We start from the raw sequence: 15,331 nt of genomic DNA, 5'->3' as shown, positions 1-15,331 counted from the left end.
ATAAAAAATTCCCAATTAAGATAAACCAGTTTGCCCTGCTAATTATTTTACTAAATTTGGTTCACAATTAAATCTGGTTTATCACGTTACATTAAAAAACCCAATAGAAACCTATGCTATACTTTTTTCAGCAGGACGGCGTTGCCGAAGCCGCCCAGGAGGCAGAGCCGGTAGTAGAAGAGAAAACCCTGTCTTTATTCGATTTAATGCTTAGTGGAGGCCTTGGAGGCCAAATTATCATTATTATACTTTTTATTCTGTTGTTTGCGGCAGTTTATATTTATTTTGAAAGGCTTTTCGCAATAAAATCGGCCAGCCAGGTAGATAAAAACTTTATGCTTCAAATTAAAGACAATGTATTAAACGGAAATATAGAATCGGCTAAAATGCGATGTGCACAAAGTGATTCTCCTGTAGCCAGATTAACTGAAAAAGGAATTTCCCGAATTGGAAGCCCTTTAGAAGATATTAATACTGCTATAGAAAATGCGGGTCGCTTAGAAGTTTATAAGTTAGAAAAAAATGTAAGTATTTTGGCAACTATTGCAGGTGCTGCACCCATGATTGGTTTCCTGGGTACGGTAATAGGTATGGTAATTGCTTTCCATGAATTGGCAACCAGTAGTGGGCAGGCTCAAATGGGGGCACTTGCAGAAGGTATTTATACCGCGATGACCACCACTGTTGCCGGACTTATTGTTGGTATTATTGCTTATATTGGATATAATCACTTAGTAGTAAAAACCGATAAAGTAGTACATCAAATGGAAGCTACTGCGGTAGATTTCCTTGACCTGTTAAACGAGCCCGCTTAATATGAATTTAAGAGGAAGAAATAAAGTAAGCCCCGAGTTCAGTATGAGCTCAATGACAGATATTGTATTCCTGTTATTGATCTTTTTTATGCTCACCTCGCCGGTAATTACTCCAGAAGCTTTAGATCTTATACTTCCAAAGGCAAAAGGAAAAACTACCAGCGTTCAAAATGTATCGGTTAGTATTACAAAAGATCTGCAGTTTTATGTAGACGACCAACGTGTAACGCAGTCTTCTTTAGAAAGTACGCTAAAAACAAAGCTGTCTGGTGAAGAGAAACCTACTATTATCTTAAGGGCAGAAGAAGGAGTGCCTATAGAAAAGGCAGTGAATGTGATGGATATTGCAAATAGAAATAGTTATAAAATCGTTTTAGCGGTTAAACCCGAATAAGCCTAATTATGTTAGATACCAAACACGAAAAAAAATCTTTTACCATCACGGTTATCTTACACGTGTTGTTAATTGCATTGTTATTTCTGTTAGGATTTAAATATTTAGACCCGCCGCCAGAGAGCGGTATTGCCATCAATTTTGGGACATCAGAAGTTGGCTCTGGAAATGAGCAGCCTACCGAGCCGGTAAAATCGGCACCTCAGCAAACTACTGTTCCCGAAACGCAAACCCAACCTGAACCGGTTATTGAAGAGGAAGTGGTAACCCAACAAACAGAAGAGGCACCGGTTATTGAAGAAAAGAAAGAGCCAAAACCGGTAGAAAAAAAGGAGCCAGAAAAACCCAAAGAAGAACCACCGGCCAAAAAGCCTGAACCTAAACCCGATAAATCAACTACCGATGCCATGAGTAGTATTCTAAATGGTCCGGAAAGATCAGGCACCGAAAGTGGAGGGGAAGGAAACGATAGTCAGGCTGGTGATAAGGGAGACCCTAATGGAGACCCTAACGCTAGTTCTTACTATGGAAGCGGTGCTGGCCTGGATGGAGATGGAAACTACCGTTTGGGAGGTAGAAGGGCGTTGAATAAAGAAAAATTTGTTCAGGATTGTAACGAGTCCGGAATTGTGGTGGTTCGTATAGAAGTTAACCAGAATGGACAGGTAATTAATGCTACGCCCGGTGTAAAGGGAACTACCAACAGTGCGTCTTGTTTAACCGATCCCGCAAGAAGGGCTGCGATGGCCACGCGTTTTAATAGCGATAGTAATGCACCCTCTCGCCAGGTAGGGACTATTATTTATAACTTTAAACTTTCTGAATAAGTGGATGCATATACAAAAACTGTTGAATGGATGTTTCAACAGTTGCCTATGTTTCAACGAGTAGGAGCGCAGGCTTTTAAAAAAGATCTTTCCCGTACCATTAAACTAGATGAATATCTGGGGAATCCGCATAAGAATTTTAAATCGGTTCATATTGCCGGTACCAACGGTAAAGGTTCTACCAGCCATATGTTGGCCTCTATTTTACAAGAAGCCGGTTATAAAGTAGGTTTATATACTTCTCCGCATCTAAAAGATTTTCGGGAACGAATTAAAGTGAACGGAAAATTTATTCCAAAGAAAAATGTAGTTGGATTTGTTGAGGGGCATAGGGATTTTTTGACTGAAAATAATCTTTCTTTCTTCGAAATGACCGTAGGAATGGCCTTCGATTATTTTTCGAAGACGAAAGTAGATATTGCTATAATTGAAGTAGGCTTGGGAGGTAGGCTCGATTCTACCAATATTATTACGCCAGAGGTATCGGTAATTACCAATATAGGCTTAGATCATACCGCCTTTTTAGGAGATACTATTGCTGAAATAGCAAAGGAAAAAGCCGGGATAATAAAAGATAATGTACCCGTAATAATTGGAGAAACCCAAAAAGAAACTACCAGGGTTTTTAAAGAAGAGGCACTAAAACATAAGTCAGAAATATATTTTGCCCAAGATCTAAAACTGGAAAATTATGATACAGATCTTAAGGGAGGGTATCAGAACAAAAATATGAAGACGGCAGTTGCCGCTATAAAAGCTTTAAGGGAAAAGGGCTGGGAAATCCCGGAAGAATGTCTTAAAAACGGACTTAATAGTGTAAAGTTGCATACATCGCTTCAGGGACGCTGGGATATTTTACGGGAAAAGCCAAGGGTGATTTGTGATACGGCTCATAATGCAGAAGGCCTTAGTTTGGTTTTTAAGCAGCTTAAGAATGAGAAATTTCAACATCTACACATTGTTTTAGGAGTGGTGAATGATAAAGATTTAGAAAAAATCCTGCCATTGTTTCCGAAAGCCGCACTTTACTATTTTTCTAAACCGGCAGTTCCCCGTGGATTAGATGCTGAGATTTTGCAACAAAAAGCCGCTGATTTTGGCCTTGAAGGAAGTTTATTTGGTTCTATTTCAGAAGCCTATGATGCTGCCCTGGATGCTGCCCTGGATCAGGATTTGGTGTTTATAGGTGGAAGCACGTTTAGTGTTGCCGAAATAATTTAATTTTTTTGAAATTTTTCTTGGTGTAGATTAAAAACTAGTCTATATTTGCATCCGCATTCAAGAATAGGGCGCGTAGCTCAGTTGGTTCAGAGCACTTGGTTTACACCCAAGGGGTCAGGGGTTCGAATCCCTTCGCGCCCACAGAATATAAAAGGCTTCTAAAAAATGAAGTCTTTTTTTAGCTTAGTGAAATTTTTAGTTTTTTAAAGAAAGCTAATTTTATTGAAAATTTTAGGGCGCGTAGCTCAGTTGGTTCAGAGCACTTGGTTTACACCCAAGGGGTCAGGGGTTCGAATCCCTTCGCGCCCACTTTTATTCCCAAATCCCAAAGTTTACCTACTTTAGGGATTTTTTTATGTCGAAACTTTACGTTTATATACTTTTTTCTGAATCACTTAATGGATATTATATTGGTTCCACCCAAAGCATTGATAACAGGCTGAAGAAACATTTGCAGAGCAATAAAGGTTTTACATCGAAGGCTAAAGATTGGTTACTAGTTTATTCTGAAACATTCGAAACCAGAACAGGAGCAGTTCGCAGAGAGCGACAAATTAAGAAATGGAAAAGCAGAAGAAGAGGTTGTCTGAAATGTCTAGCTTCGTCAAGCTGAACTCGTTTCAGCTTCTAAGATGTTTTGATTATCAATATTTTAGATGCTGAAATGAATTCAGGATGACGATTTTAATAACTTTTCAGACAACCTCTTTGTTATAAAAGGGTTTTTTCTTCGGCTTTAATATAATTGGCAAGATATTGAGCATCTTTTTTAATTCCGCCTAAAGTTGCCGAGCCTCTTGTATGTAACCAGGGAAGGCCTATAAAATATAGTCCGTCAATATTACTAACACCTCTGTGGTGTTTAGGATAACCATCCTTTGTAAGTTCTAAACCTTCTATCCAACCAAAATTTGGTCTGTAACCTGTAGCCCAAACAATATTTTTTAGTTCTTTAATTTTTTGATTTTCGGTAAATATAATTTGCTCTTTGGCATTTGTAGTTTTTCCAACGGGTAGTACATTGTCCCTTTGTAAAATACTTTTAACGTCTGTACCAATAATAGGTTGTTTAGACCGACTAAGCTTTTTTCCAAGCCAGGTTTTTCGACTAAAACTTAGAAAACCTATCTTAGTAAACCACCACCATAAGGTTTTTCCCAAAATTTCCTGTGGAAGTACCCGCACGTTAGTAGCACCGGAAAAGTAGGTAGTTCGGTTAGTTTGAGAAATTTCATCTAAAATTTGAAATCCTGAATCCCCGGCACCTACAACCATCGCAGGGCCTTCCTGCAATTGCCCGGGATTTTTATAATAGTTACTGTGAATTTGAAAAATATCTTCTGATATTTTCTGTGAAAAAGAAGGGGTGTATGGAATATGAAATGGACCGGTAGCGATCACTACATTTCTGGATTTTATTTGTCCCTTGGTATGTTTTAGGATAAAAAAATCATCTTCTTTAACAACTTCTTTTACCAGTGTATTTAAGCGAATTTCAATATTAAATTTTGCTACATATTGCTTAAAATAGGCTGCTACGTCTTCCTTGCTGGGGTAATATCCTTTTTGTGCCGGGAAATCCATTCCCGGTAAATTGTTAAATTCTGAAGGTGTAAATAGCTTTAAAGAGTCCCACCTATTTAACCAGGAAGCACCTACTTCCTCTTCTTTATCAATTATCACATAAGTTTTGCCCAATTTATTAAGATAATAGGCCATGGAAAGCCCGGCTTGCGCTCCCCCAACAATTACAAAATCTAGCATCTATCGCATTTTCAGCAAAGATAAGTTTTAATTTCCACCTGTTTAATAGCTCTAGAAAAAGCATAATTGCTAATTTTAAGGCAAAATTAGCTTATGGAAAGAAAAATTAGGCCTTATGTTCTGGCCGAAACAAACTGGAAGCAAATAAGAGATGAAGATTTTAGTGTAGCCGTTTTGCCCTGGGGTGCTACTGAAGCACATAACTATCACTTACCTTATGCTACTGATAATATTTTGGCAGAAGAAGCTGCTACAAAAGCGGCAGAAAAAGCCTGGGGACAGCAGGCAAAAGTCGTGGTTTTACCTACTATTCCATTTGGGGTAAATACCGGTCAAATGGATGTAAAGCTTTGTATGAACCTTAACCCCAGTACCCAATATGCTGTTTTAAAAGATGTAGCCCAGGTTTTGCAAATGCATAATATCGATAAGCTGGTTATTTTAAATGCTCACGGCGGAAATAACTTTAAGCAAATGATTAGGGAATTGAGCCTGGAATACCCCAACCTTTTTACCTGCTCAGTAAATTGGTGGCAGGTTACCGATGCTAAACCATATTTCGATGAACCAGGGGATCACGCCGGTGAGCTTGAAACAGCGGCGGTTATGCATTTACGCCCCGAATTGGTTTTACCGCTGGAAGAAGCCGGAGACGGAAGTGCCAAAACTTTTAAAATAAGTGCTTTAAAAGAAGGTTGGGCAAGTGCACAACGAAAATGGACTAGCGTAACCAAAGATACAGGAGTAGGAGACCCCAAAGCTGCTACGGCTGAGAAGGGAGAGGTTTTCTTTGAAAAAACCACCGATTTGATCGCCGATTTCTTTGTGGAGCTCCACGGGGCAGATTTAGAAGATATGTATCATTAATTAAAGAAAACTTATGCTTAAAGCTCTGGCCTATATCTTTGGATTTTTACTTTTAGGTGAGCTAATCACCTATTTTTTTAAAATTCCAATTGCCGGAAATATCCTGGGGATGTTTTTGATTTTTATCGCTTTAAGGCTTAAAATAATAAAACTTAAGGATGTAAAACCGGCCTCAGATAAACTTATAAAATACCTGGTATTATTCTTTATTCCCTATGGAGTAGGTTTAATGGTTTATTTTGAAGTTATAGCCGATTATTGGATGCCAATTTCTATAGCAGTTATTGCCAGCACAGTGATCACCCTGTATATTTCGGCAATTATTATTGAAAAACTGGAGCGATAATGCATGAATTCTTTCAATTACCGGTATTTGGAGTTTTTATAAGTATAATTGCTTTTGCAGGTGGCCGTGAAATACGTAAAAAGTTTAATTATGTATTACTAAATCCGGTGTTGCTGGCCATTTTATTTATTATTTCATTCTTATTAATTTTTAAAATAGATTTTGAAGATTATAATCGGGGTGGAAAATTTATAAGTTTTTTTCTGGGACCTTCTGTTGTGGCACTAGGGGTTTTCTTTTATGAGAAATATGAAGCCGTAAAGCAAAACTTAAAGATTTTTTTATTTTCTGTACTTATTGGTGGAATAAGCGGAGTCTTAACCGTAATTGTTTTTCTCTTGCTTTTAAAAGTTCCCGATTTTATTGTTGAATCGCTCGCAGCTAAATCGGTTACCACACCTATAGCTATTGAAATTACAAAGCTTACCGGAGGAATTCCTGAAATTACTGCCGGGATAGTAATTGCTGTGGGAATATTTGGCAATGCTTTTGGCCCTTTTATCCTGAAAAAATTAGGAATTAAAAGTAAAATTGCCATTGGCGCAGCCCTTGGTATTGCGGCTCACGGTATAGGAACCGCCCGCGCTTTTGAAGAAAGCAAATTGGCAGGAGTCTATGGGGGACTGGCAATGTGCGTAAACGGAATTATCACGGCACTGGTAACACCGTATTTGCTTCAGTTATTCCTGTGAAATTTCACCTGCCTGGTTTTCGCCTTTTTTAGTTTTTCGCTTAAAGTATGCAATAATTGAAGGTGCGGTAAGTCCGTGTAAAACCACAGAAATTAAAATAATATATGCGGTAATGGCATAGAGTTCTTCTTTATGTTCAAAACCATCAAATTCCATAAAAGCCCAGGAAAGGTAAAAAACCGAGCCTATACCTTTAATTCCCAGGAAACTTATAGCAAGTTTGTTTTTAAAGCTATCTTTAATCCCCATCATACTTATAACACCGGCAAGTGGCCTAATTATTAATACAAAAGCAAAGGCAAAAAGAATCCCCCTCCAGTCAGTAAGGCTAAGCATGCCATTCATGATAGAAGCTCCAAAAAGAATAATCCATACAACAAGAAGTAGGCGTTCTACCTCATGAATAAAATCGTGCATTTTTGTTTTATAATCGCCACTAACTTTTTCGTAATGTCTAAGACTTAGACCGGTAAAGAAAACTGCTAAAAATCCGTAACCATGTAAAAGTTCTGTGGCACCATAGCTAAGTAAAGTGAGGGAAAGTGCCAGAAAGCCGTCAAAAGTTCTAATCCCGGTGTACTTATGAATCCTATCCAGTAAAAAACCTATAGACTTACCAATGGCAAACCCGGCTATGGTTCCAATAATAATTTTTAAAAAGAATTTGTCTAATACCCAATCTGTAAAATCGAATGCGGCCCAGCTACCTGCCTGTGCAACCAACACGGCCATATATGTAAAGGGAAAAGCCAGCCCATCATTTAAGCCTGCTTCGGCGGTGAGCGCAAATCTTATTTTTCCTTTATACTCTTTTTCCCGCTCAGGATCGTCAAGTTGGGTTTCGGCAGCTAAAACCGGATCTGTGGGTGCTAAAACGGCAGCAAGTAATAAAGAAGAGGGAACACTCAAATACAAAAAGTTTTTCCCCAGGAAATAGGCAGAAACTATACAAAGCGGCATCGTTAAAAAAACCAATAAGAAAGGTCTTTTCCAGGCTTTAAAACTATAATTATTTCCAATTTTTAAACCGGCGCCCATCAGGGAAATAATCACAATCATTTCAGAAAAATACATAAGGCCTTTATCGGCCCATAAAGGATCTGGCCAGCTAATTGGTAAACCCAAGGCGAAGAGTAAAAACCCAATAATCAGCAATATTACAGGTCCACTAATTTTTATGCGCTTTGAGATTGAAGGCAGCCAGGCCATAATAAGCGTAGTAAAACCAATTCCGGCTAAAATCCAGTAGTGTTCTTTCATAATTTTAAAAATAACTTTTTTAATTGATCTTCCTTAAAACCTAAAGTTTTTTCACAAAAAACTAACAATATAGATGAATGGGTTTTATAGTTAATTCGCTGATATTTATCATATTAAAATAGTTTTTTAGAAGTTAACTTTGAGAGGATAACCAATGCCTATAAAAGATGGATACTTCTTTATTTCTCGCTAAGTTCTGGGGTTGGTACCTCCTTATATTCTTTTTTGTGCTCAGTTTTAATCCCAGGCGAATACAACAAATTTTTGAGGATTTAAAAGATCAAAAGTTTTTGATATTAGCCGCTTTTGCTGCTATTATTATAGGCTTGTTAAACATTCTTTTTCATAATGTTTGGGAGCTTAACTGGAAATTTATCATCACTATGCTTGGCTGGACTTCACTTTTTATAGGACTTGGTCTTTTTGTGTTTCCTGAACCTACTACACGTAAACTATCTGTACTAAATCTTAAGCTTGTACAGACCATTTATGTATTACTCTTTCTATTGGGGATTTTCCTGCTAAATATGGGCTATCAACTGGTGTTACTCTAAATAAAGGCTTATGAAGTTCATTAAAAAATTTAAGGAGATATCTATAAAAAATCTAGCTGAAGTAGGCGGTAAAAATGCTTCTTTGGGTGAAATGTATAATGAATTATCTTCAGAAGGAGTGTTGGTTCCAGATGGGTTTGCTACTACCTCTGAAGCTTTTTGGACCTTTTTGAAATCTAATGATATAGAAGGGAAATTAAAAAACCTGTTGAGACAACTAAACAGGGAAAATTATAAGAACCTTACCGGGATTGGTTCTGAAGCCAGAAAGCTAATTTTAGAAGCAGAATTTTCTAAAGAGTTTTCCGAAGAAATTATTTCAGCATATAAAGATTTGGGCAAGGGAGAAGATATTCAGGTAGCCGTGCGAAGTAGTGCAACCGCCGAAGATTTGCCCAATGCAAGTTTTGCCGGGCAGCACGATAGCTTTTTAAATATACAGGGAACAGAAACTTTACTTAAGGCGGTTAAAAACTGTTTTGCTTCGCTTTATACGAACCGGGCTATTAAATATCGGGAAGATCAAGACTTTTTACATCACGAAATTGCCCTCTCGGTAGGCGTGCAAAAAATGGTACGCTCTGATATTGGTTGCTCCGGAATTGGCTTTAGTTTGGAGCCAGAGTCTGGTTTTAGAAATATTATTCATTTATCTGGCGTATGGGGATTAGGCGAGAATATTGTGCAGGGTTTGGTAAATCCAGATGAATTTGATGTTTTTAAACCCACCATAGATAAAGCCGAAAATCCTATTATTCAGAAAAAACTTGGTCGCAAAGAACTTTCTATGGTCTACGCCGAGTCCAGTGGTCACTCTTCTACCGTAAATATTGAAACACCGCTGGCAAAACAAGATAGTTTTGTGCTAGATGATAAGGAGATTATAAAACTTTCCCGGTGGATCTTATTAATAGAAAAGCATTATAACAGGCCTATGGATGTAGAGTGGGCAAAAGATGGGGGCTCTAACCAGCTCTTTATTACTCAGGCCCGGCCAGAAACGGTGCACCAGGCTGAAGACAAACGTTTTTATATAGAATATCACTTAAAAGAAAAAGGTGAAATTTTAACCAGTGGTAGTGCCATTGGCTCCAGTATTGCTTGCGGGGTAGCCCGGTTTTTAAAGTCACCCGATGAAGGTTATAAACTAAACCCCGGAGAAATTTTAATAACCAACAACACCAGTCCAGATTGGGATCCTTTATTAAAACTGGCAACTGCGGTGGTAACCGATAGGGGAGGCAGAACCAGCCATGCTGCCATTGTAGCCCGTGAACTTGGTGTGCCGGCAATTGTAGGGACAACCAACGCTACTACAAAAATAAAAGACGGCGAAATGATTACCGTTTCCTGTGAGGGTAAAACCGGCTTTGTGTATAAAGATGCGCTGCAGTTTGAAACTAAGAAAATTGATTTCGGAAAAATTAAGCTTCCCAATACTGAAGTTAAGTTTATATTATCAGATCCAGACAGGGCTTTTCAACTCTCTTTTTATCCCAATACGGGGGTTGGTTTATTGCGAATGGAATTTATAATTACCCATAAAATTAAGATTCATCCTATGGCCCTGGTAAAATATGCTGAGGTAAAAGAGAAGGCCGCAAAAAAGACTATTGATGAGCTTACCTGGCAGTATAAAGATAAAACAGACTTTTTTGTAGAAGAATTATCCCGGGGAATAGCCGTAATGGCGGCTGCATTTTATCCAAAAGAAGTTATTGTTAGGCTTAGCGATTTTAAAAGTAATGAATATGCCAACTTAATAGGAGGTAGGCAATTTGAGCCTTTAGAAGAAAATCCTATGCTGGGTTTTAGAGGTGCTGCCCGCTATTCGCACCCTAATTATAAAGATGCTTTTAGGCTGGAGTGTAAAGCCATAAAAAAGCTTAGGGAAGAAATGGGATTTGTTAATCTAAAAGTGATGATTCCATTTTGCAGAACTATAAAAGAAGCAAAAAGCCTAATTGATACTTTAAAAGAATTTGGCCTTGAGCGTGGAAAGAATTCACTTGAGCTTTATATGATGGTTGAAATTCCTTCAAATGTGATTCTGCTGGAAGAGTTTGCAGCGTACTTCGATGGATTCTCTATAGGTTCTAACGATCTTACCCAGCTTACACTCGGCGTAGATAGAGATTCAGAGCTTATGACGCCTGTTTTTGATGAAAATAATCCGGCAGCAAAAGAAATGATTGCCACCGCAATACATAAAGCCGGAAAAGCAGGGAAAAAAATAGGCCTCTGTGGCCAGGCACCCAGTGATATTCCTGAATTTGCTTCCTTTTTGGTAAAAGAAGGGATTAACAGTATCTCGTTTAATCCTGATGCCCTGCTAAAAGGAATAGAAAATATTAATAAGGCAGAAGCTGTACGTTAAAACATCATAGAATGATTAAGGATGTGCATAGGCTCTCTATTGAAAAAGTTTTAGCAGATTTGGATGTAGATCCCACTAAGGGCTTAGCCTATCCCGAGGTTATATCTAGATTGGAAGAAAATGGTTATAACCGCTTAAAAAAGGAAAAGTCTAAAAACATCTTCCTCATTTTTTTAGAGCAATTTCTTGATCCCATTATTTATATCCTGGCTGCTGCCATGCTATTGGCTTATCTCTTTGGTGAATACATAGAAGGTACTGCTGTTTTAATTGTTATTCTTATCACCACCTTAATAGGATTTTTTATGGAATGGCAGGCGCTTCGCTCGGTAGAGGCACTGCAAAAAATGGTAGAAACCCGGGCCAGGGTTTGGCGTGATGGAAAAGAAAAGCAAATAAAGGCAGTGGGATTGGTGCCCGGAGATATTGTGCTTTTGGAAAGCGGCGATGTGATTCCTGCCGATTGCCGTATGTTAGAAACTGATAGTTTTGCCGTGAAAGAAGCAATTCTTACAGGTGAGAGTAATCAGATAGAAAAAAGTACAGAAAGCCTTTCTGCTAATTTTCCTTTGGCCGAGCGTAAAAATATGCTTTATAAAGGTACTATTGCGGTTAGGGGAAAAGCAAAGGCCGTAGTGGTGGCCACCGGAATTAATACAGAAATTGGACGCATTAGCGAGCTTACAGAAAACGCTAAAAAAGAAAGTACTCCTTTAGAGAAGAAACTTAAAAGATTGAGCCGGTGGCTTATATGGCTTACTTTATTCCTGGCCTTGCTTATTATAGTTACCGGTTATTTTCAGGGAAAAGACTTATTATTAATGATTGAAACCGGAATAGCCCTTGCGGTAGCCGCTATTCCCGAAGGCTTGCCCATAGTGGCAACTATTGCCCTTGCCAGGGGAATGCTTAGGCTTTCTAAAAGAAATGTGGTGATAAAAAAACTGGAAGCCGTTCAAACTTTAGGCGAAACCGGTATTATTTGTACCGATAAGACAGGCACCCTTACCGAAAACAAAATGAGTGTACATTATGTGATGCTTCCTTCTTCAGAATTTCCTGCTACCGAAGGCGAAAAATTCAAAAAAGATCCTGCTTTTTTAAGGTTGATAGATATTGGGTGTCTTTGCAACAATTCAAAAATGAAAAATGGCGAAATGGCCGGAGACGCCGTAGAGATCGCCCTGGTAGAATTCGCTGCAGAAATGGGTTTTAATTGTAAAGAAATTCAGCAAAAATATCCCAGAACTCAGGAAATTCCTTTTGATGCTGAAATCAAAAAGATGGCTACGGTTAATCGCGTTGAAGATGATTTCCTGGTATGTGTAAAAGGCGCCCTCGAAGCTTTGTTAGAATCTTGCGATTTAGTTTTAACTAAAGAAGGATCAAAAGAGTTTCAGGATAAAGAAAAATGGGAAAAACAGGCCGAATTAATCGCTGCCGAAGGTATGCGGGTTTTGGCTTTCGCCTACAAAGAAAGTAAAGAAAAGCCGGGCAGGGAAAACCTGATGGACAATCTCACATTTGTTGGAATTCTGGGTTTTTTAGATCCGCCAAGAAAAGATATTAAGCAAGCAATAGAAACCTATAAAAATGCAGGGATACGGGTGGTTATGGTTACCGGAGACCATCCCGATACCGCAAGAAAAATAGGAGAGGAAGTTGGACTTATCTCAACCAATGCTTCAGATAGTATAGTGGTTAAAGGTGCTGAACTGGAGGAAATAGATACTTTACCTGAGGTTAAGCAAAAGAAAATAATGGAGGCAGCAATCTTTGCCAGAATGGTTCCGGGACAAAAACTGGATTTGGTAGAATTTTACCAGAAGAACAAAGCTATTGTAGGAATGCTTGGCGATGGAGTTAATGATGCCCCGGCACTAAAGAAAGCCGATATAGGTATTGCTATGGGGATTAGGGGCACCGAAGCCGCCAAAGAAGTGGCCGATGTAATTCTAATGGACGATAAGTTTACTTCTACCGAACTGGCCATTAGACAGGGCCGTACCATTTTTGAAAATATTAGGCAATTTGTTGTTTTTTTACTTTCCTGTAACCTGGCCGAGATCATTGCGGTGGCACTGGCTTCTTTAAGTAACCTGCCTATGCCTTTACTGCCGCTTCAAATTCTATTTTTAAATCTTATTACCGATGTTTTCCCTGCCCTGGCCCTTGGCGTGGGAAAAGGAGATCCAAATATTATGAAAGCTCCCCCACGTGATCCTCAGGAACCTATTTTAACAAAAAAACTTTGGTTCGCTACCGTATTATATGGCTTAAGTATAACTGCAACGGTAATTGGAGCGGTTTTATACACCCATTTTAAAATGGGCTTAAACTCAAACCAGGTAAATAATATTGCTTTCTATACACTAATATTAGGTCAATTGCTTAATGTGTTTAACCTACCTGCCAGAAATGCTTCTTTTTTAAAAAACGAGGTGACAAAAAATAAATGGGTTTGGGCTGCCTTGGTTTTTTCTGTTTTAGTGATGCTTCTGGTATATCAAATTCCAATAATGGCCCGGGCATTATCGCTGGTGCCGCTTACTGCTAATCATCTTCTGGTGGTTGTGGTTTTTGGTACTGCCTCCCTGCTGTTATCCCAAATTTTTAAGCATTTAAAATTAGCTAACTAAACTTGTTGGAGACTGAGAGAAATCATTTTTTATAAGTCGGTTTTATGCTAATTTTCATACTACATAAATATTTAAAGTTATGGAAAATATAAGAAAACGGCCTAAGGGAGATTTTATCGCTGAAGCCAATATGGAACAACTTTATGCACTTACAAAACACTGGAATTCAGACCTTCATTTTTTTAAAGACGACCTCAGTTTTCTGCATAAACTTTTAGATAGCTATTTTATTTGGATAGATAAAGATGAGAATTATAGGATAGCTTCACGAATGAAGAATGAATTGCTGAGGCTTAGAGAGCGTTGTGATGATTTATTGGATAAAACCGAAAAGCATACGCAACAAATAGGGAAAATGATCCTTGAAAAGATGGAAGATAGCCGAATTTTTAGATTGGAGCACGAGCATTTAGAAGATGAGATTGCTGCTTTTGTAAAAGCTTTTAGGTTAAATAGGCTTGAACTTTTTAAAATAACCGAATATATAAAAGACACCGATAGGCTGCCCGAGATTTCCTGAAACACGGCAAAATTAAACGAGGCAACGTGACCGTTGTCATATTTTAAAAACAGCCTTGAATATACCTTTGTCTAAACTTAAAACTATTACTATGCTCATCAACATTCAATTTATAAAAACAAAAGGAAAACCAAATTTAACCGAGTTAGTATCAGAACACCTCAACAAATTATCAGAAAAATACGAGTGGCTTATTAGGGCCGAAGTTTATTTTAAAGAAGAAAATGATCCTACGGGAAAGTCAAAAATTTGTGAAATAGAGCTAAGTGCTCCGGGACCAAGAATTTTTGCTTCCTCTACAGAAGAAAGTTTTGAATTAGCCATCAAAAAGACCATCTTCGAACTGGAACAGCAAGTTAAAAAACGTAAAGCTGTTTTTGTAGCTCACTAGGATGTTTGCAGGGACTGTTTGAGAATTAGAAATAGAATCATTCTTTTGGGTAAATTTCAATATCCCCAAGTTGAAGTTTAATCATTTTTAAACAGTCTCTTTTTTTAAAATAGTAAATCCCTAAAGCCCCAAACTTTATAACTAAAGAAAAGGAAGAAGCCTACTGCCACTATCAATTCCATAAAGGTAGATGCCAGTAAGCCAATAAAAGACCCATAGGCCGCTCGCAAAGCCGATTTAGAGTCAGATTTATTGACGATTTCCCCAATAAAGGCCCCTACAAAAGCTCCAATTAGTATTCCTAAGGGGATGGGGGTTAAAATTCCTACAACCAGCCCTATAGTAGCACCCCACATACCAGCTTTACTGCCACCGTATCTTTTGGTTCCCATGGCCGGAATAACAAGTTGTAAGGCATAAATTATGGCGGCCAAAAAAAATGCTATGCCCAAAACCCAGTAATTTATGGGTATAGAAGGCGATAAATAGAGTAGTAGTAATCCCAGCCAACTAAGCGGTACCCCGGGCAATACCGGTAAAAAGCTTCCCAGAATTCCCAATATCATCAAAACTGCACCAATAACTATTAATAGTAAATCCATAGTGTTTTTATAAGTAGATGTTCAAATATAGATGAATTTCAAATAATTTTTCAACTAAAAAA

16 protein-coding genes and 2 tRNA genes are annotated in these 15,331 nt (G+C 38.2%); 15 read left to right on the top strand and 3 right to left on the bottom strand.

The features are described 5' to 3' along the window. Window positions 1–113 precede the first annotated feature (113 nt). The 7 genes from I6U50_RS01100 (at window position 114) to I6U50_RS16135 (ending at window position 3,870) form a co-directional block, all read left to right on the top strand. A complete protein-coding gene (locus tag I6U50_RS01100) occupies window positions 114–815 on the top strand; it encodes a MotA/TolQ/ExbB proton channel family protein (protein ID WP_193710404.1) in 702 nt (233 codons plus the stop codon). Between the two features lies 1 nt (window position 816). Next, on the top strand, window positions 817–1,209 hold the full coding sequence (locus I6U50_RS01095; protein ID WP_198627506.1) for an ExbD/TolR family protein: 393 nt from the start codon (window positions 817–819) through the stop codon (window positions 1,207–1,209). Between the two features lie 8 nt (window positions 1,210–1,217). Continuing rightward, window positions 1,218–2,036, top strand: a complete 819-nt coding sequence (locus tag I6U50_RS01090; RefSeq protein ID WP_198637553.1) for an energy transducer TonB — start codon at window positions 1,218–1,220, stop codon at window positions 2,034–2,036. A 30-nt stretch (window positions 2,037–2,066) separates the two neighbouring features. After that, complete coding sequence (locus I6U50_RS01085; protein WP_198637658.1) at window positions 2,067–3,257, top strand: bifunctional folylpolyglutamate synthase/dihydrofolate synthase; 1,191 nt, start codon at window positions 2,067–2,069, stop codon at window positions 3,255–3,257. 66 nt (window positions 3,258–3,323) lie between these two features. After that, window positions 3,324–3,398: transfer RNA gene (locus I6U50_RS01080), tRNA-Val, on the top strand. A 93-nt stretch (window positions 3,399–3,491) separates the two neighbouring features. Then, window positions 3,492–3,566: transfer RNA gene (locus tag I6U50_RS01075), tRNA-Val, on the top strand. A 46-nt stretch (window positions 3,567–3,612) separates the two neighbouring features. Then, window positions 3,613–3,870, top strand: coding sequence for a GIY-YIG nuclease family protein (locus I6U50_RS16135; RefSeq protein ID WP_198637552.1), 258 nt, complete (start codon window positions 3,613–3,615; stop codon window positions 3,868–3,870). A gap of 98 nt (window positions 3,871–3,968) precedes the next feature. On the opposite strand, the gene I6U50_RS01065 is transcribed toward I6U50_RS16135, so the two are convergent. Beyond that, window positions 3,969–5,021: a flavin-containing monooxygenase gene (locus I6U50_RS01065; protein WP_198637551.1), complete on the bottom strand. Its 1,053-nt coding sequence runs from the start codon at window positions 5,019–5,021 to the stop codon at window positions 3,969–3,971. Between the two features lie 93 nt (window positions 5,022–5,114). On the opposite strand from I6U50_RS01065, the gene I6U50_RS01060 reads away from it, so the two are divergent. Genes I6U50_RS01060 through I6U50_RS01050 form a run of 3 tightly spaced genes read left to right on the top strand, consistent with a single transcriptional unit; the run spans window position 5,115 to window position 6,926 of the window. After that, window positions 5,115–5,888: a creatininase family protein gene (locus I6U50_RS01060; RefSeq protein WP_227740305.1), complete on the top strand. Its 774-nt coding sequence runs from the start codon at window positions 5,115–5,117 to the stop codon at window positions 5,886–5,888. Between the two features lie 13 nt (window positions 5,889–5,901). Continuing rightward, entirely contained in the window at window positions 5,902–6,234 is a 333-nt protein-coding gene (locus tag I6U50_RS01055; RefSeq protein WP_198637550.1) for a CidA/LrgA family protein, read from the top strand. Continuing rightward, window positions 6,234–6,926 (top strand): LrgB family protein, encoded by a 693-nt coding sequence (locus tag I6U50_RS01050; protein ID WP_193710410.1) that lies wholly within the window; start codon window positions 6,234–6,236, stop codon window positions 6,924–6,926. Before I6U50_RS01055 ends, I6U50_RS01050 begins: the two co-directional genes overlap by 1 nt. On the opposite strand, the gene I6U50_RS01045 is transcribed toward I6U50_RS01050, so the two are convergent. Then, window positions 6,915–8,186, bottom strand: a complete 1,272-nt coding sequence (locus I6U50_RS01045; protein ID WP_198637549.1) for a cation:proton antiporter — start codon at window positions 8,184–8,186, stop codon at window positions 6,915–6,917. The two genes, I6U50_RS01050 and I6U50_RS01045, sit on opposite strands and share 12 nt — an antisense overlap. A gap of 167 nt (window positions 8,187–8,353) precedes the next feature. Between I6U50_RS01045 and I6U50_RS01040 the strand changes: the two genes are divergently transcribed. From I6U50_RS01040 to I6U50_RS01020, 5 genes are all read left to right on the top strand, one after another. Then, the gene (locus I6U50_RS01040; protein ID WP_198627511.1) at window positions 8,354–8,740 is read left to right on the top strand and encodes a hypothetical protein; all 387 of its coding nucleotides are present in this window, start codon (window positions 8,354–8,356) and stop codon (window positions 8,738–8,740) included. Window positions 8,741–8,750: 10 nt separating this feature from the next. After that, the gene (gene ppsA / locus I6U50_RS01035; RefSeq protein WP_198637548.1) at window positions 8,751–11,117 is read left to right on the top strand and encodes a phosphoenolpyruvate synthase; all 2,367 of its coding nucleotides are present in this window, start codon (window positions 8,751–8,753) and stop codon (window positions 11,115–11,117) included. Window positions 11,118–11,128: 11 nt separating this feature from the next. Beyond that, the gene (locus I6U50_RS01030; RefSeq protein WP_198637547.1) at window positions 11,129–13,756 is read left to right on the top strand and encodes a cation-translocating P-type ATPase; all 2,628 of its coding nucleotides are present in this window, start codon (window positions 11,129–11,131) and stop codon (window positions 13,754–13,756) included. Window positions 13,757–13,835: 79 nt separating this feature from the next. Further along, window positions 13,836–14,276 carry a hypothetical protein gene (locus I6U50_RS01025; RefSeq protein ID WP_198637546.1) on the top strand — a complete coding sequence of 147 codons (441 nt, stop codon included), beginning with the start codon at window positions 13,836–13,838 and terminating at the stop codon, window positions 14,274–14,276. Window positions 14,277–14,367: 91 nt separating this feature from the next. Then, window positions 14,368–14,667: an HPF/RaiA family ribosome-associated protein gene (locus I6U50_RS01020; protein WP_198637545.1), complete on the top strand. Its 300-nt coding sequence runs from the start codon at window positions 14,368–14,370 to the stop codon at window positions 14,665–14,667. A 104-nt stretch (window positions 14,668–14,771) separates the two neighbouring features. Here the strand turns inward: I6U50_RS01020 and I6U50_RS01015 are convergent, their stop codons facing one another. Next, window positions 14,772–15,269, bottom strand: a complete 498-nt coding sequence (locus tag I6U50_RS01015; RefSeq protein WP_198637544.1) for a DUF456 domain-containing protein — start codon at window positions 15,267–15,269, stop codon at window positions 14,772–14,774. Window positions 15,270–15,331 lie beyond the last annotated feature (62 nt).

The sequence above is a fragment of the Salegentibacter maritimus genome, from assembly GCF_016236975.1.
In the GTDB taxonomy this organism is placed as follows: domain Bacteria; phylum Bacteroidota; class Bacteroidia; order Flavobacteriales; family Flavobacteriaceae; genus Salegentibacter; species Salegentibacter maritimus.
This window is presented reverse-complemented; position numbering and strand designations above follow the sequence as displayed.

What these genes read in the sequence shown, in the direction of transcription:
- I6U50_RS01100 (WP_193710404.1), top strand. Translation starts at nt 114, where the DNA reads ATGCTATACTTTTTTCAGCAGGACGGCGTTGCCGAAGCCGCCCAGGAG.
- I6U50_RS01095 (WP_198627506.1), top strand. Translation starts at nt 817, where the DNA reads ATGAATTTAAGAGGAAGAAATAAAGTAAGCCCCGAGTTCAGTATGAGC.
- I6U50_RS01090 (WP_198637553.1), top strand. Translation starts at nt 1,218, where the DNA reads ATGTTAGATACCAAACACGAAAAAAAATCTTTTACCATCACGGTTATC.
- I6U50_RS01085 (WP_198637658.1), top strand. Translation starts at nt 2,067, where the DNA reads ATGTTTCAACAGTTGCCTATGTTTCAACGAGTAGGAGCGCAGGCTTTT.
- I6U50_RS16135 (WP_198637552.1), top strand. Translation starts at nt 3,613, where the DNA reads ATGTCGAAACTTTACGTTTATATACTTTTTTCTGAATCACTTAATGGA.
- I6U50_RS01065 (WP_198637551.1), bottom strand. Translation starts at nt 5,021, where the DNA reads ATGCTAGATTTTGTAATTGTTGGGGGAGCGCAAGCCGGGCTTTCCATG.
- I6U50_RS01060 (WP_227740305.1), top strand. Translation starts at nt 5,115, where the DNA reads ATGGAAAGAAAAATTAGGCCTTATGTTCTGGCCGAAACAAACTGGAAG.
- I6U50_RS01055 (WP_198637550.1), top strand. Translation starts at nt 5,902, where the DNA reads ATGCTTAAAGCTCTGGCCTATATCTTTGGATTTTTACTTTTAGGTGAG.
- I6U50_RS01050 (WP_193710410.1), top strand. Translation starts at nt 6,234, where the DNA reads ATGCATGAATTCTTTCAATTACCGGTATTTGGAGTTTTTATAAGTATA.
- I6U50_RS01045 (WP_198637549.1), bottom strand. Translation starts at nt 8,186, where the DNA reads ATGAAAGAACACTACTGGATTTTAGCCGGAATTGGTTTTACTACGCTT.
- I6U50_RS01040 (WP_198627511.1), top strand. Translation starts at nt 8,354, where the DNA reads ATGGATACTTCTTTATTTCTCGCTAAGTTCTGGGGTTGGTACCTCCTT.
- ppsA (WP_198637548.1), top strand. Translation starts at nt 8,751, where the DNA reads ATGAAGTTCATTAAAAAATTTAAGGAGATATCTATAAAAAATCTAGCT.
- I6U50_RS01030 (WP_198637547.1), top strand. Translation starts at nt 11,129, where the DNA reads ATGATTAAGGATGTGCATAGGCTCTCTATTGAAAAAGTTTTAGCAGAT.
- I6U50_RS01025 (WP_198637546.1), top strand. Translation starts at nt 13,836, where the DNA reads ATGGAAAATATAAGAAAACGGCCTAAGGGAGATTTTATCGCTGAAGCC.
- I6U50_RS01020 (WP_198637545.1), top strand. Translation starts at nt 14,368, where the DNA reads ATGCTCATCAACATTCAATTTATAAAAACAAAAGGAAAACCAAATTTA.
- I6U50_RS01015 (WP_198637544.1), bottom strand. Translation starts at nt 15,269, where the DNA reads ATGGATTTACTATTAATAGTTATTGGTGCAGTTTTGATGATATTGGGA.